The sequence below is a fragment of the Paenibacillus sp. S25 genome (assembly GCF_019454085.1).
Taxonomy (GTDB): Bacteria; Bacillota; Bacilli; order Paenibacillales; family Paenibacillaceae; genus Paenibacillus; species Paenibacillus polymyxa_B.
Genome location: NZ_CP073683.1, coordinates 4156663 through 4170701, shown reverse-complemented (window position 1 = coordinate 4170701; position 14039 = coordinate 4156663). Strand labels below are relative to the sequence as shown.

Here is a 14039-nt window from a genome sequence, read left to right as displayed (position 1 = left end):
AACTTCCGACATATTATCTAAGAGCTTTTCGCTCAATATTCCTCGGGGAGATGGCAGCATGTCACAAAATATTAAGAAGCGCGTAGTTAGATCATCCAGCATCGCCAACACATTGGCCATGGTCTTGTTAGTCATTATCGTTGTCGTCTTTGCAACCTTGGGGACGTTCATGTTTGCAAGCACGCAAAGCATACTTGTCAAGCAGCAAGAGGCCATGCTCCAGACCAAGACGCAGGCCGTTGTCACTCAATTCGATGCGTTGTTTAAGGAAAAGGGATCACTTGTCAAACAAATGTCAACGAATAATCTTTTTAAGCAATATTTAGAAACCACCCCATCGGCAGAAATGGTGAAAACTTCTCCTTATGCTGCGGAAACAGTAGCGACTCTGGCAGCCATTGTAAAGGCAGAGCCATCTTTTGCCGACGCCTGGATTGCAGGAATATCTGGTAAAGGCTTCTTTCTTCAGAATGATGGTGTTGCTTCTAAACCGGATTTTGATATTCATACACGCCCATACTTCAAGCCAGCTGTTGAAGCAGACGGTTTATACTACTCAGAACCCTATAAGGACGTCAATTCGGGTAATGTGCTCATGGGCATTTTCTATCCGATTAAAGATAGCAGTAACCAATTAATCGGATTTGCTGCAGTTGATATTGCTTTCAAAGACATCCCTGCCGTTATGCAAAGCTATTCGCTTGGAAGCACAGGTTATTCGATTCTTGCGTCCAAAACAGGTGATATTTTGTATCACCCCGATCAAAATAAAGTGCTGAAAGAAAAGATTAACGAAAGCACAGGTGACCTTGGGGAGATTGGAAAGAAAATGATTGCTGGTGAGTCCGGAGTACAGCTAATTAATGATAATGGGGAACCTCGTTATATTGGGTATGCAACCAGTAAAGATACGGGGTGGTCTGTAGGCTTAACCATTTCTGAAGATGAGGTGCTCACAGAATTAAAAACCTTTACCTGGCTTACCATTGGCGGTTTTGCGGCAGCCACCATCCTGCTCGTTGTGATTTGTTATATAACGCTCCGTTATCTGTTGAGATCAATCCCGAAATTGCTTGCAAAAATCAAGCTGATTGAAAATGGAGATTTGACCGTTCAGTTTGATACGCAATCCAACAATGAAATCGGGCAAATTTCTCAAGGAATTTACAATATGGTTCAAAAAATTCAAGGCATGCTCCAAATGGTGGGTGGCTCAGCTCAAGTGTTGAATCAGTCTTCTCATGATTTGCAATCCATTTCTTCCAGAACGGCGATTACGATGAACGATACTGCGACAGCAATTAATGAAATTGCCAATGCAACGAACTACCAATCTATTGAAACGGATAACATTTTACAAAAAACCGGAGCATTATCCGGCCAAATTGACGAAATTGCCAATGATGCCAAAGCCATCGAAACGATGGTGCAAATCTCTGCTGAGCAAAGCGGACAGGGGCTTGCGGTAGTAGATCAGTTATCCAGATGGGCGGAAGAAAATCACAATTCCACACAAGCGATGTCGTCTATTATTCAGGAGATTGATCTGAGCCGTCATGAGATTTCCAGCATCGTGGATACGGTTAACCAAATTGCAACGCAGACCAACCTGCTGGCGCTCAATGCTTCCATTGAAGCTGCACGTGCAGGAGAACAGGGTAAAGGGTTTGCTGTGGTTGCCGGGGAGGTTCGCAAGCTGGCTGAGCAGACTGCACTGGCGACACAGGAAATCTACAAGAAGGTACGTGTGATTGAAGAAAAAACCAGCGTATCGGTTGAGCATACAGTTCATGGTCTGAAAATTGCAGAAGAAAATGCCAGATCGGTGGAGGACACGAAGCAAGTATTCTTTAGCATTAACAAGGATTTGGAAGATTTGAAATTGCGAATGATCCAGATCAGCACCAACACCTCCAAAGTCCACAAGCACAAAGATGAGATTTTGCAGGCGCTGGAGATCATATCTTCCACCACCGAAGAGAATTCCGCTTCAACCGAAGAGGTTAGCGCCAGCACGCAGGAACAATTGGAGAGCTTCGAACAGGTTGCTGAGCTATCCAAACAATTAAACCAATTGTCCAATAAGCTTCAAGACGAATTAAAACAGTTCAAGGTCGAGTAACAAGTCTAGGCATGATTTTGACTAAATATACAGCAAAGCCCGCATCCAGCGCGGGCTTTTTAGCTTCAACAGCTGTTGTAGGGTAAAGGGCATGATAGCTGGTGCGTGATATAGATAGACCATACTATAAACTGAAATATTAGCGGGGTGAAGATATGAATTACTTTGAAAAAAATATGGTGTCCGTCTGGTACGGCCACTTTGCCTCTGATGATGAGTTGTTTGAATATGTTGAGATCAAATACCCGGAAGATGAGAATGAGGATGTTTTTAGCGGTTTTTTAAATGACCATGAAATAGATGATTTTGACGAAGATTTTGCTGAAGGAGTCTTTCTGATGGATGGGGCAGATGATGGTATAAAAGATGTTTCCTATGTTGATTCTTTTTTATCTCCACTATTACATGATTTGAGCAAAATAGATGGTAAATATAATTCGTTGTTCTTTATATATGATTGTAATACAAGTGGTTTATCTGAAAAAAATGGCGAGAAACTACGCTTTTTAGCCGCATATCCTTATTCAAAAGATTAACGGTTACACTATTCTTTTGTCTTCGGAGTCTCATTACAAGTAATTATGATAATGAAAATTGAACTTAAAGGATCAATAATTTGATCCGAAAGAATCAGGGCCTTAAGGTGAATTTCCATCTTAAGGCCCTTTTTTTGTGCAAAATTAGATTTCCAAATTTTTGAACGGCTGATATACTAAGGAGACAAGCGAGCATGAAGATTACCTATTTTATCGGATGAAGCAGGAAGGATCGGCAAGCGCTGCTCTCAGAAGCGGCTTTTGTGATGGTCGAGCAGTACAAAGAGGTGGAGCAGCCGGAAGACTGGCTATTTCCAGAGCAGAGAAAAGGCCGCCACCTGACGGAACGTTAAGCTTAGATTGATCTTCGCTATTTTCAGGAACTGCTGGGGCATCAGAGTGTGCGAACGACGGAGCGGTATACACATGTGAGCAGGCGGGACATTGGGCGGATTCAAAGTCCGTTGGATCGGATGAGCGGGCAGGAGGATTGAAACGCAGAAAGTGCGGGAATCAGGAACAAAGTGCAGGATTCACGAAGTTCGTGAATATGACGTTATACGTAATTACTGTAAATAGAAGCGAGGAGATTTTAAGATGGAACCCTTCTTTAAAAAGCCTGAAGAAGTTGATGAATATTTCAATAAAGTGACTGATAGTCTATTAATCTTAAAAGCAAGAATAACAGCATTATATAAATCTGATAAAGACTCTATAGAGTATTTTGCTTTTTACGAGTCAATACTTACTCAAGTTAGAGCTTTATTTATTGAAAACAGTCGATATAAAAACAATTATACTGTTCAAGTTTTTTTGAACAAATTGGGGTTATCAAAGACCTCAGAGGAAATTCATACATACTTAAATAGCGAACTTATACCTAGCATTAGTATTAGAGATGCTATCAAGATAAGTGTCGACAGATTTATTGTTCATTATGATCAAGTTTCTATTGAAGAAAAACATATCGAAGAAATTTGTAGAGAGCATTTAACTGATATTAAGAATGAATTTTTTATAGGCAGATTAGTAGATATTATTTCAGGTCATATGCTCCTTTCATATGTGAAGCGTATGAATGATTGGGAAGTTGATTGGTTTGAAGGTAAACAATAGATGAACTAACTTTCTAGAGGAAGATTTTTGTGAGAAAACTCGAAGAAGACAGTAACTACGTATAACATAATATTCACGCATCGGGCATACGCCCTCGGTCCGGCAGAGGGATTTCGGGGAAGCAGAGGCAGCTGGACACACCTGGCATTCGCCAGGCGTCGTAAATACAGGAACGTTATACGACAGAATCTAAATAGCAGATATATAACACACAGATGTAATCGTGTTTAAGAATCCATTAAATATAAACTATGCGCTAAATATAGAGAACTAATTTAATCTTAAGGTAAAAAATGTTTATTAAGGAGATTTTATGATTAGATTCGAAGAAATCGAGGATGAAATTATAATTCGATACACACCAAGGGATGGGGGATATTGGATAGCGAAGAAATTTGAAGATAACAAGGAGATAGCTATACATAAAACCTTTTACTTCGAAAAGAATGATTTATATAAGGAGATCGGTTCAGAAGAATTTACTATAATAGAAGAGGCACAATTTTCTTTTGCAAAGTTAGAAGGCGACTATTTTAGAGTCAAGAAAACTGCAATTGGGATAGAGAAGGAGTTATTGATCCATAAAAGTATAAAATTCCAACTAAATATATTTAAGACATGGAATAATATATCTATTTTCAAAAGGGTTTTTGATGTGATAGAAGGGGATTTGTCAATTGGACCAAAAGAGTCGGATTTACCTATAGAAGAATTCAAGAAAATATTAGAGATATTCCCCAAATCCACTGAACTACGGAAATATTCGAATGCAAGGATTAGCCATATATTAAAGGAATATGTAGATATGAAACGAGATTTTGTATCGGACTATAATTCCTACATGTCTAAAAAGTCAGTTGCTAATAGTGCTAGGTCTAGCTTAAGTGCTTCATTTGCTGAATATGAAATAATGAAGTATCGGATAGTGCTGAATCGTCTTAAAGATATGCTGAAAAATGAAAAAGGCTATTCTGAATCAGACTGGCAAAACGAAATTATTGATGTTTTAATATTGATTTATCCTAAATATATCACAGTATTCAAAGAAGTAATCGTCTACGACGATTACGATTCGAAAGAAAGAAGATTAGATTATATGCTAGTTGACTCAAATGGAAATGTTGATGTGGTTGAAATAAAAAAACCTAATTCTAATGCTTTAATTTCGACAAGAACATATAGAGACAATTATGTCCCTGTTAGAGAACTCTCGGGTACTATCATGCAAGTAGAAAAGTATCTGTTTCATTTAAACAAGTCGGGTAGACAAGGTGAATTGAAGCTAACAGATAAATATAAGGATTTGCTTCCGGATGGTTTCAAGATTAACATAACAAATCCTAATGCTATATTAATTCTTGGAAGAGAAGAAGATCTTGGGATTGAACAACTTCGAGATTTAGAAGTTATTAAACGAAAGTATAAAAATGTGATGGACATTGTTACATATGATGATCTTATTAGAAGATTAGAAAGAATTATTGAAAAATTTCAAAGTCAAATTGCCGAAAACCCATTCAAGAAGTGATTCCGTCGTATAACATAATATTAACGACTCAGCGAATGCTGAGTCGTTAATAAAGGAACGTTAGATGACATAAAGGAGAATACAGATGGAAAAAATAGTTTTCAGTCAGATTACATATGCTTATGAATTTACAAATATAGAGATCTTCTTCAAATATAAAAATATGACTTTTTTTAGTACTGATAATCTTACAAGCGTTTATACAGATAGTGGAGCTTCTCAAGCAAGGGAGTTCCAATTGAATTGCATTACCAGTATTGAAATGCACGAAGGAATAAATGAAAGTAACAGATACAATAGAGCAAGTATACTTACAATACTTGGAATTGTTTCTTTTTTCGTGGGAATCCCATTAACGGTTTATCATAAAATAAAAGGAGAAGATACAATAATACCGAATAATTTAATTAATGAGGAACCTTTAAAATTAACTATTGAAAATGAAGATTATACGGAACAATTAAAATCTGTGTTGGAGAAGTTAGAATCCGATGAAGAGGTTGTAGTATCTTTATTAGACCGTTGGAGAAAAGCAAACTACTTAGTAAATGAAAGCGTCGATGCAAATCTCTACCATGATGAAGCTATTCTTAATTATTTTCATATTATAGAACTAATTTGTGAAATCTACTCAAAAGATTTACGAATAGATTTGGAAGAAAATATAAAAGGGTATGTTGAAGAATTTTATAAAAAACATTTCTTTTTCAATGAGAATCAACTTGAGTCACAAGTCAATTCAGTAAAAAAAGTCTTTACTGAAGTTTTGATTGGTAGGGACTTAGCATTGTCACATAAAATTAAATTTGTTCTAACTAAATTCAATATGTTGAATCCTTTTGTTGAATATTTTATAGACTCTGTAATAAAAACAAGGAATGCTATTGCTCATGGGAGATTTACATACCAAGAAAAATTATCTTGGCCTTTACCACCGTTTTTGTTCATGTCTAATGAATCGTTTGAAATATTAGACTCCTTAAACTTTCTTACAGCTAGATTGATTAGCTGTTATTTAGGGATTGAATGTTGGAAAAAGGAATGGGAAGAAGTAGATAAAGATTTAATGCCCCCTGATAAATTGCTAGAAAAATTTTTGACAAATGTTTCGGAATATCCCGAGTTGAATTGTGTAAGTATTAATGAACCAAATCAGTATCATATTACATGGAGGTCAATTTTCAAACATTATGTAAGTAATCCTAAAAAATTCAAAATAGAAAAAATTGAAACTGTATTAAAAAGCTTCTTTATGGATTGTACAGTCAACGAGTCCAGCGCCAGTGATTTATTTAACATATCTGTAATCTTAAGTGACTCAAAGGATGAGGAAATTCAAAATACAGCTATAAAGAACATAGATTTGATAATTCAGAATAGGTGGTATCTTTGGTCTAATAAAAGAGATATTTATAGTTATTTAGAAAAAATGAATGTTCCACCTATCTGGTATCTGAGTTATTTAAAGCAGTAAAGATCTTATCTAACATAATATTTAAGCGGCGTCTCCTGACAAAGCCTTGGTCTTCTGAGTGAACTTCGGAGAGAGATTTCAGTAGAAAGCTCCTTCGAGGTTCACGAATACAGAAACGTTTTACGACAGAATAAAATACAATAGAAAAGAGGATCATATGATCCTCTAAATGCTAGAGTTTTGCAATTCACTAAAGAGTTGTAGAGCGTCTTTGAAACCTTGTATGTAGATACTTCTTTCTAAGATGGACTGAAGAGAAATTTGAGCGTCTTCGTAAAGAAAAACCGTATGTTGAAGTTGATCGGGCAAAGCATCACGAAGTGTTTTAAAGTATTGATCTGTCTCAGAAGAAAGCCGAGTGTATTCTGCATGACAATCCAAAAGCTCAGTATAGAGTAATTCTAGACGTATTCTTATCAGTGGTTCTGTTAGCGATTCTAATGTATTAACCATATCCTGTTTCCTCCTTCGATTAACTCTATAGAGTTATTATATAACCTTACAAAGTTAATTACAAGGTGAATATTTGCCTTTGTAGAGTTAAAACTTCGCTTTTAATTGATGATTACTACTGTGGAAGATAAGATAAAACTATGGAGGGGAAAAGATGAACGTAATCAAGTGCAATATACGAGAACTCATGGCAGAACATCGAATAGATGATATAACAGAATTGATGGTGAGATCAGGCTTAAGTCGTAACTCAATCAACAAGTTATATCGGGAGACGAATATAGAAACAACAAAGCTAGAAACTTTATTTAAACTATGCGATACATTTAACTGCAAATTATCGGATTTAATTGAGTATGTACCTGAAGAAGAAAATTAGTGAAGGTATATTCAAGAAGTGATTCCGTCGTATAACATAATATTCAAGCTGCGGCTCCTTTGGAGCCTTGGTCTGCTGGATGAATTTTGTGGAAGCGTTTCAGCAGACACATCCGACTTCGTCGGACGTCTTGAATACAGGAATGTTATACGAAACACTTCGAAAGCAGGAAAAACATGATAGCCAACAGTGCGATGAGAAATTTATTAAATAACTTAACTGAGTCTAACCTATCAATGAGCTTAGACCTATTCAATCCTGATTTTTGTATGTGGAATGATTGTATTTTGCTAGATGCTTCAAGTTTAAGAAATATACATTCTATTGAAAAAACCATTTATCAAGATCAAATGGATCTAGAAGCATCAATTAATCATTATCACATCGAAAACTTAAAGACAGGATTAGAACTTATCGAAAATTGGGAAGAGCGTTTAAAATTGAAATATCCTAAACGAGAATTTATTTTGATTTTAAGTTCTACAATTACAGGCGAAGATGTGGTGATTCGATTCTACCAACTTAGAAATTACGAGCCTGAATGGATTAAATTGAAAGACCTTGAAGGGTATAGAGAAGAAGCTATTTTAGTTATGGAGATTTTGAATGCGATCCAATGATGTGAAGTGCTTCCTATAACATAATATTCACGCTGCGGGCATACGCCCTTGGTTCGGCATTCGCCGAACACCCGACATACGTCGGGTCGTGAATACAGGAACGTTAGCCGAAATATTCGCATGAAGGGATGAAAGAGATGCCTAGTATTTTTTTAAGTCATACCAGTTTAGACAAACCATTTGTAGAAAAATTAGCAAGAGATTTAAAGAGAATTGGTGTAAATGTATGGTTCGATAAATGGGAGATTAAAATAGGTGATTCAATTACTTGGAAAATAGAGGAAGGGATAAGAGAGAATGAATATTTAGGAATTGTACTTTCTCCCGAAGCACTGAATTCTGAATGGGTTAAGAGTGAACTTGGAGCGGCATGGGTAAAACAAATGCAGTCAAAAAAAGTATTTGTTCTACCCATATTTTATAGAGAATGTAACATACCTTATTTTTTAGCAGATCGAAGATTTGCAGATTTCAGAAATAACTATGAGCAAGGTTTTAGTGTATTAGCATCTATCTTTGGAATAGAAGAAACAGAAGCAATAACTCAAGACAATTGGAGAAAATTCACAAAAAGTAGAAAAGTGGATTGGAAGAAATTTAAAACACTTGAATTTGAGGATCTAGTAACTACTTTAGTCGACCAAGCTATAAAATATAACTGGTCAACATGGGTTGGTGGTACTGCGAATCCTTTTTCCATTACATTAAGTGCAAGTTCAAATGGAGAGCATAGATCCATATCTATAAAATTAGTTGGAGAAAGTAATGCTTATATGTATACAGATAAATATAATTGGAATCCAAATAATTTGAAAAATAAGGATTACGATATCTATGTTGGAAATTCAGTTGATGCGTGTGAAGAATATGTATGGAGGATAATGGATGATTTTAACGAACAATTTGGTAGGCCTACAGGCAAAGCAGAACATGCAACTGAACGCTTTTCAAAGGGAGATGAAGTCTTAGTTGCCACTAAAGAAATGATTAGTAAGTTTAATTGGTACAAGGGAGACAATGACCTTTAGTAAACTCAATGAAGGCAAATATATCGGCTAACAATATATTCACGCTGCGGGCCGACTGATGTCGCCCCTTGGTCCGCCAGAGGCTAATAGCAGGGAAGCAGGATCAGCCTCGCAGGGTTCGTGAATACGGGAACGTTATACGACAGAATCAGAAGTAATAGAAATAGAAAAAGAGGATCATATGATCCTCTAAATGCTAGAGTTTTTCAATTCACTAAAGAGTTGTAGAGCGTCTTTGAAACCTTGTATGTAGATGCTTCTTTCTAAGATGGATTGGAGAGAAACTTGAGCATCTTCGTACAGAAAAACCGTATGTTGAAGTTGATCGGGTAACGCTTCGCGAAGCGTTCTAAAGTATCGATCTGTCTCCGAAGAAAGCTGATTGTACTCCGTATGGTACTCCAGAAGCTCAGCAAAGAGTAATTCTAAACGTATTCTTATAAGTGGCTCTGTCAATGATTCTAATGCATTAATCATATGATGTTCCTCCTTTAATTAACTTCATAGAGTTATTATATAACCTTGTAGAGTTAAATCTTTGCTTTTCGTTGATGATTACTGATATGGGAGATAAGATAGAATTATGGAGGGGAAAAGATGACCGTAATCAAGTGCAATATAAGGGAACTCATGGCAGAACATCGAATAGATGATATAACAGAATTGATGGCGAAATCGGGATTGAGTCGGAATTTAATTAATAAGCTATATAGGGAAACGAATATAGAAACAACAAAGCTGGAGACTTTATTCAAGCTTTGCGATACATTTAACTGTAAATTATCTGATTTGATTGAATATCTACCTGGAGATATTCAATAGTGAGGGCAGATTCAAGAAGCGAATCCGTCGTATAACATAATATTCAAGCAGCGGGCTCCTTCGGAGCCTTGGTCTGCGGATGGATTTCGGGGAGTAATTTCAGCAGACAACCCCTTCGGGGTTTATGAATACAGAAACGTTATAGGAAATTGCAAAACCCGAAAATACAAGAGGAGGATATATGTCTAAATTACTAATGGATATAATTCAGGTATCTGCAAATATTGCGATTGTATTAACTTTTATAATTACAATTTATATTTTCAGAGAAAACATCTCTTCTCGAAAAACCTCAATTAGACCTTTGTTGATGCCAGGTAGGGTTAATCAATTTTTTAATGATGATAATTTGTTTGCTGGAAATTACGAATATCCACTGACTGATGATGTAGGAACAACCGCGTTAGTTCATTTTGGAATAAAGAATGCAGGAAAAGGAGTTGCGAAAAATGTAAACGTGCTTAACTTTAGAAGTGAAGAAGAAGAACCTATTGAATTTAGAGTGGGGAACAATTCAATTAGTATACCTGAGGGTGAACATGTACCATTTGTAATTAGAATTGCGAGAAAAGATCCTACTGATTATTACTTCATTACATACAGTACAACGGTTTCTTACGAAGATATTTTCGGGAAAAAATTCTATATAAGTATAAGACTATGGGTTCAAGAAAGTGGCGTAATAGTCATTGAATACAATGATACTCAAATACCACAATGGAAAGAATTTATGACTGTTGTATCAAGAGAAGTTGAGTTAAATGGATTTTTTGAAATGAGGCAATTAGAAGAACGTATCAATGATAATAAAAGAGAGTAAATAAGAACAAGCAACATCCTATAACATAATATTCACGCTGCGGCTCCTTTGGAGCCTTGGTCTGCGGGATGGATTTCGGAGAGGCATTTCGGCAGACAACCCCTTTGGGGTTCATAAATACAGGAACGTTAGGTGAAATCATCGTGAAAGGAAAAGGTGAAGATATTGTCAGACAATAATATTAATACACGAATAATGGATTGGTTAAATTCTCAGGGCTATCCATTAGAGATGAGTGTGGCAGAAGTTTTACTGAACTTAAAATTTAATGTTATTCAATCGGAGTATTTTATTGATGATGAGTCAACTCAACAAAGAGAGATAGATATAGTTGCAAGTCTTCAAAAAGAGATTGGTAATAAACTTGTTAGAATAAGCCTTATAATTGAATGCAAAGTATCGAAAGATAAACCATGGATAATATTTACCTCAGAGAATACAAGATTAGCTCCTCCAGCTAGAATAGCTCAAAGAGCTGGCTCAAGAATTGGAAATATTGTATTGGGAAACTTAGCACATAAAAAAGAAATTCAAGACCTTAATCTATTTAGCTTACCAGAACGCCCCGGTTATGGACTTACACAAGCTTTTACAAACGGGAATGATGTTGCATATAATTCATGTGTTTCGGTTTCTAAAGCAACTAGAGCTATATCAAAAAGTGTAGATTCAAGAAAGAATGATAGATATGTAAGGATCTGTTTGCCTGTAATAGTAATCGACGGTAAACTATTTGAAACTTATTTAAATGAAAGTAATGAGATGTCTGTAATTGAGGTTTCTAAAGGAGTTATGGTATGGAGAAACCCAATTGTTGGGATGCCGCATACTGTAATAAACGTGATTACTAAGGAAGCAATAGATGAGTATTTTTCAAGTGTAAAAACAGACATTATTAAGATCATCGATTTTATAACAAACGACCCATCAATAATTTCTAATGAACCTCAGGTAACTCTTAGAACCGATGACATCACCTAACATTACATTCCTACAACGTCGCGTCCTCGGTCGCCAAGAGGGATTTCGGAGAAGTTAATTCTGGCACACATTCAATCGGCTAAGTTTAACGACCCGTTCCCTATGGTCACTTAAGCCGCTTGAACGTCAGGAATGTGCGAACGTTATGTGAAATTGCAGAAAACTTGATAAGGATGTGTTGCAGGGATGTTACTAAGACATATAAATGAAATTGAAAATACTTTATTACAAATCTCAAGAATTCCCGCAAATGCTGGACATACATTGCATCGGGGAACACCACGAGAAGCATTTATTAGAGAATTTCTTCAGAATCACTTGAGTGAGTTAATTGGGTTTGGTACAGGGGAAATCATAGATTGTAATTCAGAGCCTCGTCAACTGAGAAATCAAATTGACATCCTGCTTTATAAGAAAAATTATCCTAAACTAAACTTTGGGGGAGATATTAACGGTTTTTTTGCTGAATCCGTTGTTGCGACTATAGAAGTGAAATCTCTATTGACGGAGCAGGAACTCATAAGTGCATTTAATTCAATTAGAAACACCAAGAGTTTGCAAAGAAATGTAGTAACAAGTTTTCATACTGGTTATCAGCCACCAGGAATCCTATCAATCATTGTTGCCTATGATGGTCCAGCGAATATGTCTACGATTCATGGTTGGATTAACAACTATGTTAATAATAAAAGGGTTATAATACCCTCAATGCCGTTAACTGGGAACGAAAGGAATCAGATAAGTAGTCCAGTTGCTGATTTAATAGTAGTTTTAGGTAAAGGGGTCATTCAATTCGACAATAGCCCATCTCCTTTATTAATGATGAAAATCGGCGACAAAACCCAAATGGAAAATGGCTAGTGATGGATAACAATACTGGAAGCTTATTGATGCTCTTTTCTCAGTTAACACTTGCATTATCAGGTGTATCAGCGAATTGGATGGATATGATGCCTTACTTGAGAAATTTCAATTTACCAAATGGTGCCGCAAGGTTTTTAGATTAAGAGATCTCGTGTGCTAATTCTACGATGCCTGCAACTTCACATAACATAATATTCAAGCTGCGACTCCTAACGGAGCCTTGGTCTGCGGGAAGGATTTCGGAGAGGAATTTCAGCAGACAACCCTTGTGGGGTTCATGAATACAGGAACGTTATACGACAAAATCTAAATGATATTGTTGAAGAATCAACTTTACAGAAGGAGAAATTATGCAAAAAAACTTAAATGTCGATAAAATTCTTGGAGTAATGTTGAAAGAAATACAAAATGAAACAAGGAAATGGCTAGCTGGCAGACCATGTAGTGAGGAAGCATTTTTAAACAGACTTACTGAGGTTTTAGCAAAGACGAGAAGGAATTGCGATGTAGGAAATACTGAAGTTTATAAAGTAGAGGTTAAACAGTATATTTTACATAGAAAAGGTAAAAATCAAACGGATAAATATGGCTCAGATCTAGCAGTTACAATTTCTATCCCAGACCTCAAATTCTCAAAAACATCGTTGCTCCAATTAAAAAAAAGTGAAAATTATAAGGCACAACTTTTGCGAGACCAAATACAACAAGCATCACAATTCGAACCCATCAAGCAAAGAAGTTTTGTAATGACAGTAGATGAATCACGAGGCGGCATTAAAGTCAATTCTATTACTAATATTGAGAAGGATATACCTATTGGACAAACTAGTAAGACTTTTGAATGTGAAGAGTGGGATACACTTTCAGAATGGATTATTAAATGGATGAGTTGTAAAGTAGGAGCTGGAAATAAGGCTAATGATCCAATGCCTATTGAAAAATTATTAGAAAAGCAAATTATAAATGATGGTGAGATTGACCAACTTGAACTTGATGATATTTATGATTCAAATGAACTTAAATTACCCGAAGATTTCTTTTTAACTAAGAGTTGGATAAAGTATACTTTTAGAAAAGAATGACTCCAAAAATAGAGTTAAAGAAAAAAAGAATATGTTAGTCAATCAGAGAAGGGATTCCGTTGTATAACATAATATTCAAGTAGCGGCTCCTAACGGAGTCTTGGTCTGCGGGAAGGATTTCGTGGAAGCAGATTCAGCAGACACATCCGACATTCGTCGGACGTCGTGAATACAGGAACGTTATACAACAGAATCAAAGTTAAAGAAAGGGAGA

The 14039-nt window shown here is 36.0% G+C and carries 15 protein-coding genes; 13 read left to right on the top strand and 2 right to left on the bottom strand.

Translation table 11 applies throughout. The features are described from left to right. Nucleotides 1–58 precede the first annotated feature (58 nt). The 5 genes from KAI37_RS18215 to KAI37_RS18195 all read left to right on the top strand — a co-directional run bounded on the left by KAI37_RS18215 (nucleotide 59) and on the right by KAI37_RS18195 (nucleotide 6776). Nucleotides 59–2122, top strand: a complete 2064-nt coding sequence (locus KAI37_RS18215) for a methyl-accepting chemotaxis protein (RefSeq protein ID WP_220029955.1) — start codon at nucleotides 59–61, stop codon at nucleotides 2120–2122. Nucleotides 2123–2277: 155 nt separating this feature from the next. Continuing rightward, nucleotides 2278–2658, top strand: coding sequence for an immunity 22 family protein (locus KAI37_RS18210; protein WP_220029954.1), 381 nt, complete (start codon nucleotides 2278–2280; stop codon nucleotides 2656–2658). Nucleotides 2659–3255: 597 nt separating this feature from the next. Further along, the gene (locus tag KAI37_RS18205) at nucleotides 3256–3774 is read left to right on the top strand and encodes a hypothetical protein (protein ID WP_220029953.1); all 519 of its coding nucleotides are present in this window, start codon (nucleotides 3256–3258) and stop codon (nucleotides 3772–3774) included. Between the two features lie 313 nt (nucleotides 3775–4087). Continuing rightward, on the top strand, nucleotides 4088–5302 hold the full coding sequence (locus tag KAI37_RS18200; protein ID WP_220029952.1) for a Shedu immune nuclease family protein: 1215 nt from the start codon (nucleotides 4088–4090) through the stop codon (nucleotides 5300–5302). Between the two features lie 85 nt (nucleotides 5303–5387). Next, the gene (locus tag KAI37_RS18195) at nucleotides 5388–6776 is read left to right on the top strand and encodes a hypothetical protein (protein WP_220029951.1); all 1389 of its coding nucleotides are present in this window, start codon (nucleotides 5388–5390) and stop codon (nucleotides 6774–6776) included. Nucleotides 6777–6941: 165 nt separating this feature from the next. Here KAI37_RS18195 and KAI37_RS18190 read toward each other — a convergent pair whose 3' ends face one another. Next, a complete protein-coding gene (locus tag KAI37_RS18190; RefSeq protein WP_220029950.1) occupies nucleotides 6942–7229 on the bottom strand; it encodes a hypothetical protein in 288 nt (95 codons plus the stop codon). Nucleotides 7230–7383: 154 nt separating this feature from the next. On the opposite strand from KAI37_RS18190, the gene KAI37_RS18185 reads away from it, so the two are divergent. From KAI37_RS18185 to KAI37_RS18175, 3 genes are all read left to right on the top strand, one after another. Continuing rightward, nucleotides 7384–7608, top strand: a complete 225-nt coding sequence (locus KAI37_RS18185; RefSeq protein ID WP_220029949.1) for a helix-turn-helix domain-containing protein — start codon at nucleotides 7384–7386, stop codon at nucleotides 7606–7608. A gap of 176 nt (nucleotides 7609–7784) precedes the next feature. Further along, on the top strand, nucleotides 7785–8228 hold the full coding sequence (locus KAI37_RS18180) for a hypothetical protein (RefSeq protein ID WP_220029948.1): 444 nt from the start codon (nucleotides 7785–7787) through the stop codon (nucleotides 8226–8228). 137 nt (nucleotides 8229–8365) lie between these two features. Next, a complete protein-coding gene (locus KAI37_RS18175; RefSeq protein WP_220029947.1) occupies nucleotides 8366–9256 on the top strand; it encodes a toll/interleukin-1 receptor domain-containing protein in 891 nt (296 codons plus the stop codon). Nucleotides 9257–9445: 189 nt separating this feature from the next. Here KAI37_RS18175 and KAI37_RS18170 read toward each other — a convergent pair whose 3' ends face one another. Next, the gene (locus KAI37_RS18170) at nucleotides 9446–9733 is read right to left on the bottom strand and encodes a DUF6809 family protein (RefSeq protein WP_179033033.1); all 288 of its coding nucleotides are present in this window, start codon (nucleotides 9731–9733) and stop codon (nucleotides 9446–9448) included. A 120-nt stretch (nucleotides 9734–9853) separates the two neighbouring features. On the opposite strand from KAI37_RS18170, the gene KAI37_RS18165 reads away from it, so the two are divergent. From KAI37_RS18165 to KAI37_RS18145, 5 genes are all read left to right on the top strand, one after another. Continuing rightward, nucleotides 9854–10078 (top strand): helix-turn-helix domain-containing protein, encoded by a 225-nt coding sequence (locus tag KAI37_RS18165; protein ID WP_220029946.1) that lies wholly within the window; start codon nucleotides 9854–9856, stop codon nucleotides 10076–10078. Between the two features lie 181 nt (nucleotides 10079–10259). After that, a complete protein-coding gene (locus KAI37_RS18160) occupies nucleotides 10260–10898 on the top strand; it encodes a COG1361 family protein (protein WP_220029945.1) in 639 nt (212 codons plus the stop codon). Nucleotides 10899–11063: 165 nt separating this feature from the next. Next, on the top strand, nucleotides 11064–11879 hold the full coding sequence (locus KAI37_RS18155; protein WP_220029944.1) for a hypothetical protein: 816 nt from the start codon (nucleotides 11064–11066) through the stop codon (nucleotides 11877–11879). Between the two features lie 186 nt (nucleotides 11880–12065). Next, a complete protein-coding gene (locus tag KAI37_RS18150) occupies nucleotides 12066–12740 on the top strand; it encodes a DUF6602 domain-containing protein (RefSeq protein ID WP_220029943.1) in 675 nt (224 codons plus the stop codon). A 353-nt stretch (nucleotides 12741–13093) separates the two neighbouring features. Next, nucleotides 13094–13825: a hypothetical protein gene (locus KAI37_RS18145; RefSeq protein ID WP_220029942.1), complete on the top strand. Its 732-nt coding sequence runs from the start codon at nucleotides 13094–13096 to the stop codon at nucleotides 13823–13825. Nucleotides 13826–14039: the final 214 nt, after the last annotated feature.

What these genes read in the sequence shown, in the direction of transcription:
- KAI37_RS18215 (WP_220029955.1), top strand. Translation starts at nt 59, where the DNA reads ATGTCACAAAATATTAAGAAGCGCGTAGTTAGATCATCCAGCATCGCC.
- KAI37_RS18210 (WP_220029954.1), top strand. Translation starts at nt 2,278, where the DNA reads ATGAATTACTTTGAAAAAAATATGGTGTCCGTCTGGTACGGCCACTTT.
- KAI37_RS18205 (WP_220029953.1), top strand. Translation starts at nt 3,256, where the DNA reads ATGGAACCCTTCTTTAAAAAGCCTGAAGAAGTTGATGAATATTTCAAT.
- KAI37_RS18200 (WP_220029952.1), top strand. Translation starts at nt 4,088, where the DNA reads ATGATTAGATTCGAAGAAATCGAGGATGAAATTATAATTCGATACACA.
- KAI37_RS18195 (WP_220029951.1), top strand. Translation starts at nt 5,388, where the DNA reads ATGGAAAAAATAGTTTTCAGTCAGATTACATATGCTTATGAATTTACA.
- KAI37_RS18190 (WP_220029950.1), bottom strand. Translation starts at nt 7,229, where the DNA reads ATGGTTAATACATTAGAATCGCTAACAGAACCACTGATAAGAATACGT.
- KAI37_RS18185 (WP_220029949.1), top strand. Translation starts at nt 7,384, where the DNA reads ATGAACGTAATCAAGTGCAATATACGAGAACTCATGGCAGAACATCGA.
- KAI37_RS18180 (WP_220029948.1), top strand. Translation starts at nt 7,785, where the DNA reads ATGATAGCCAACAGTGCGATGAGAAATTTATTAAATAACTTAACTGAG.
- KAI37_RS18175 (WP_220029947.1), top strand. Translation starts at nt 8,366, where the DNA reads ATGCCTAGTATTTTTTTAAGTCATACCAGTTTAGACAAACCATTTGTA.
- KAI37_RS18170 (WP_179033033.1), bottom strand. Translation starts at nt 9,733, where the DNA reads ATGATTAATGCATTAGAATCATTGACAGAGCCACTTATAAGAATACGT.
- KAI37_RS18165 (WP_220029946.1), top strand. Translation starts at nt 9,854, where the DNA reads ATGACCGTAATCAAGTGCAATATAAGGGAACTCATGGCAGAACATCGA.
- KAI37_RS18160 (WP_220029945.1), top strand. Translation starts at nt 10,260, where the DNA reads ATGTCTAAATTACTAATGGATATAATTCAGGTATCTGCAAATATTGCG.
- KAI37_RS18150 (WP_220029943.1), top strand. Translation starts at nt 12,066, where the DNA reads ATGTTACTAAGACATATAAATGAAATTGAAAATACTTTATTACAAATC.
- KAI37_RS18145 (WP_220029942.1), top strand. Translation starts at nt 13,094, where the DNA reads ATGCAAAAAAACTTAAATGTCGATAAAATTCTTGGAGTAATGTTGAAA.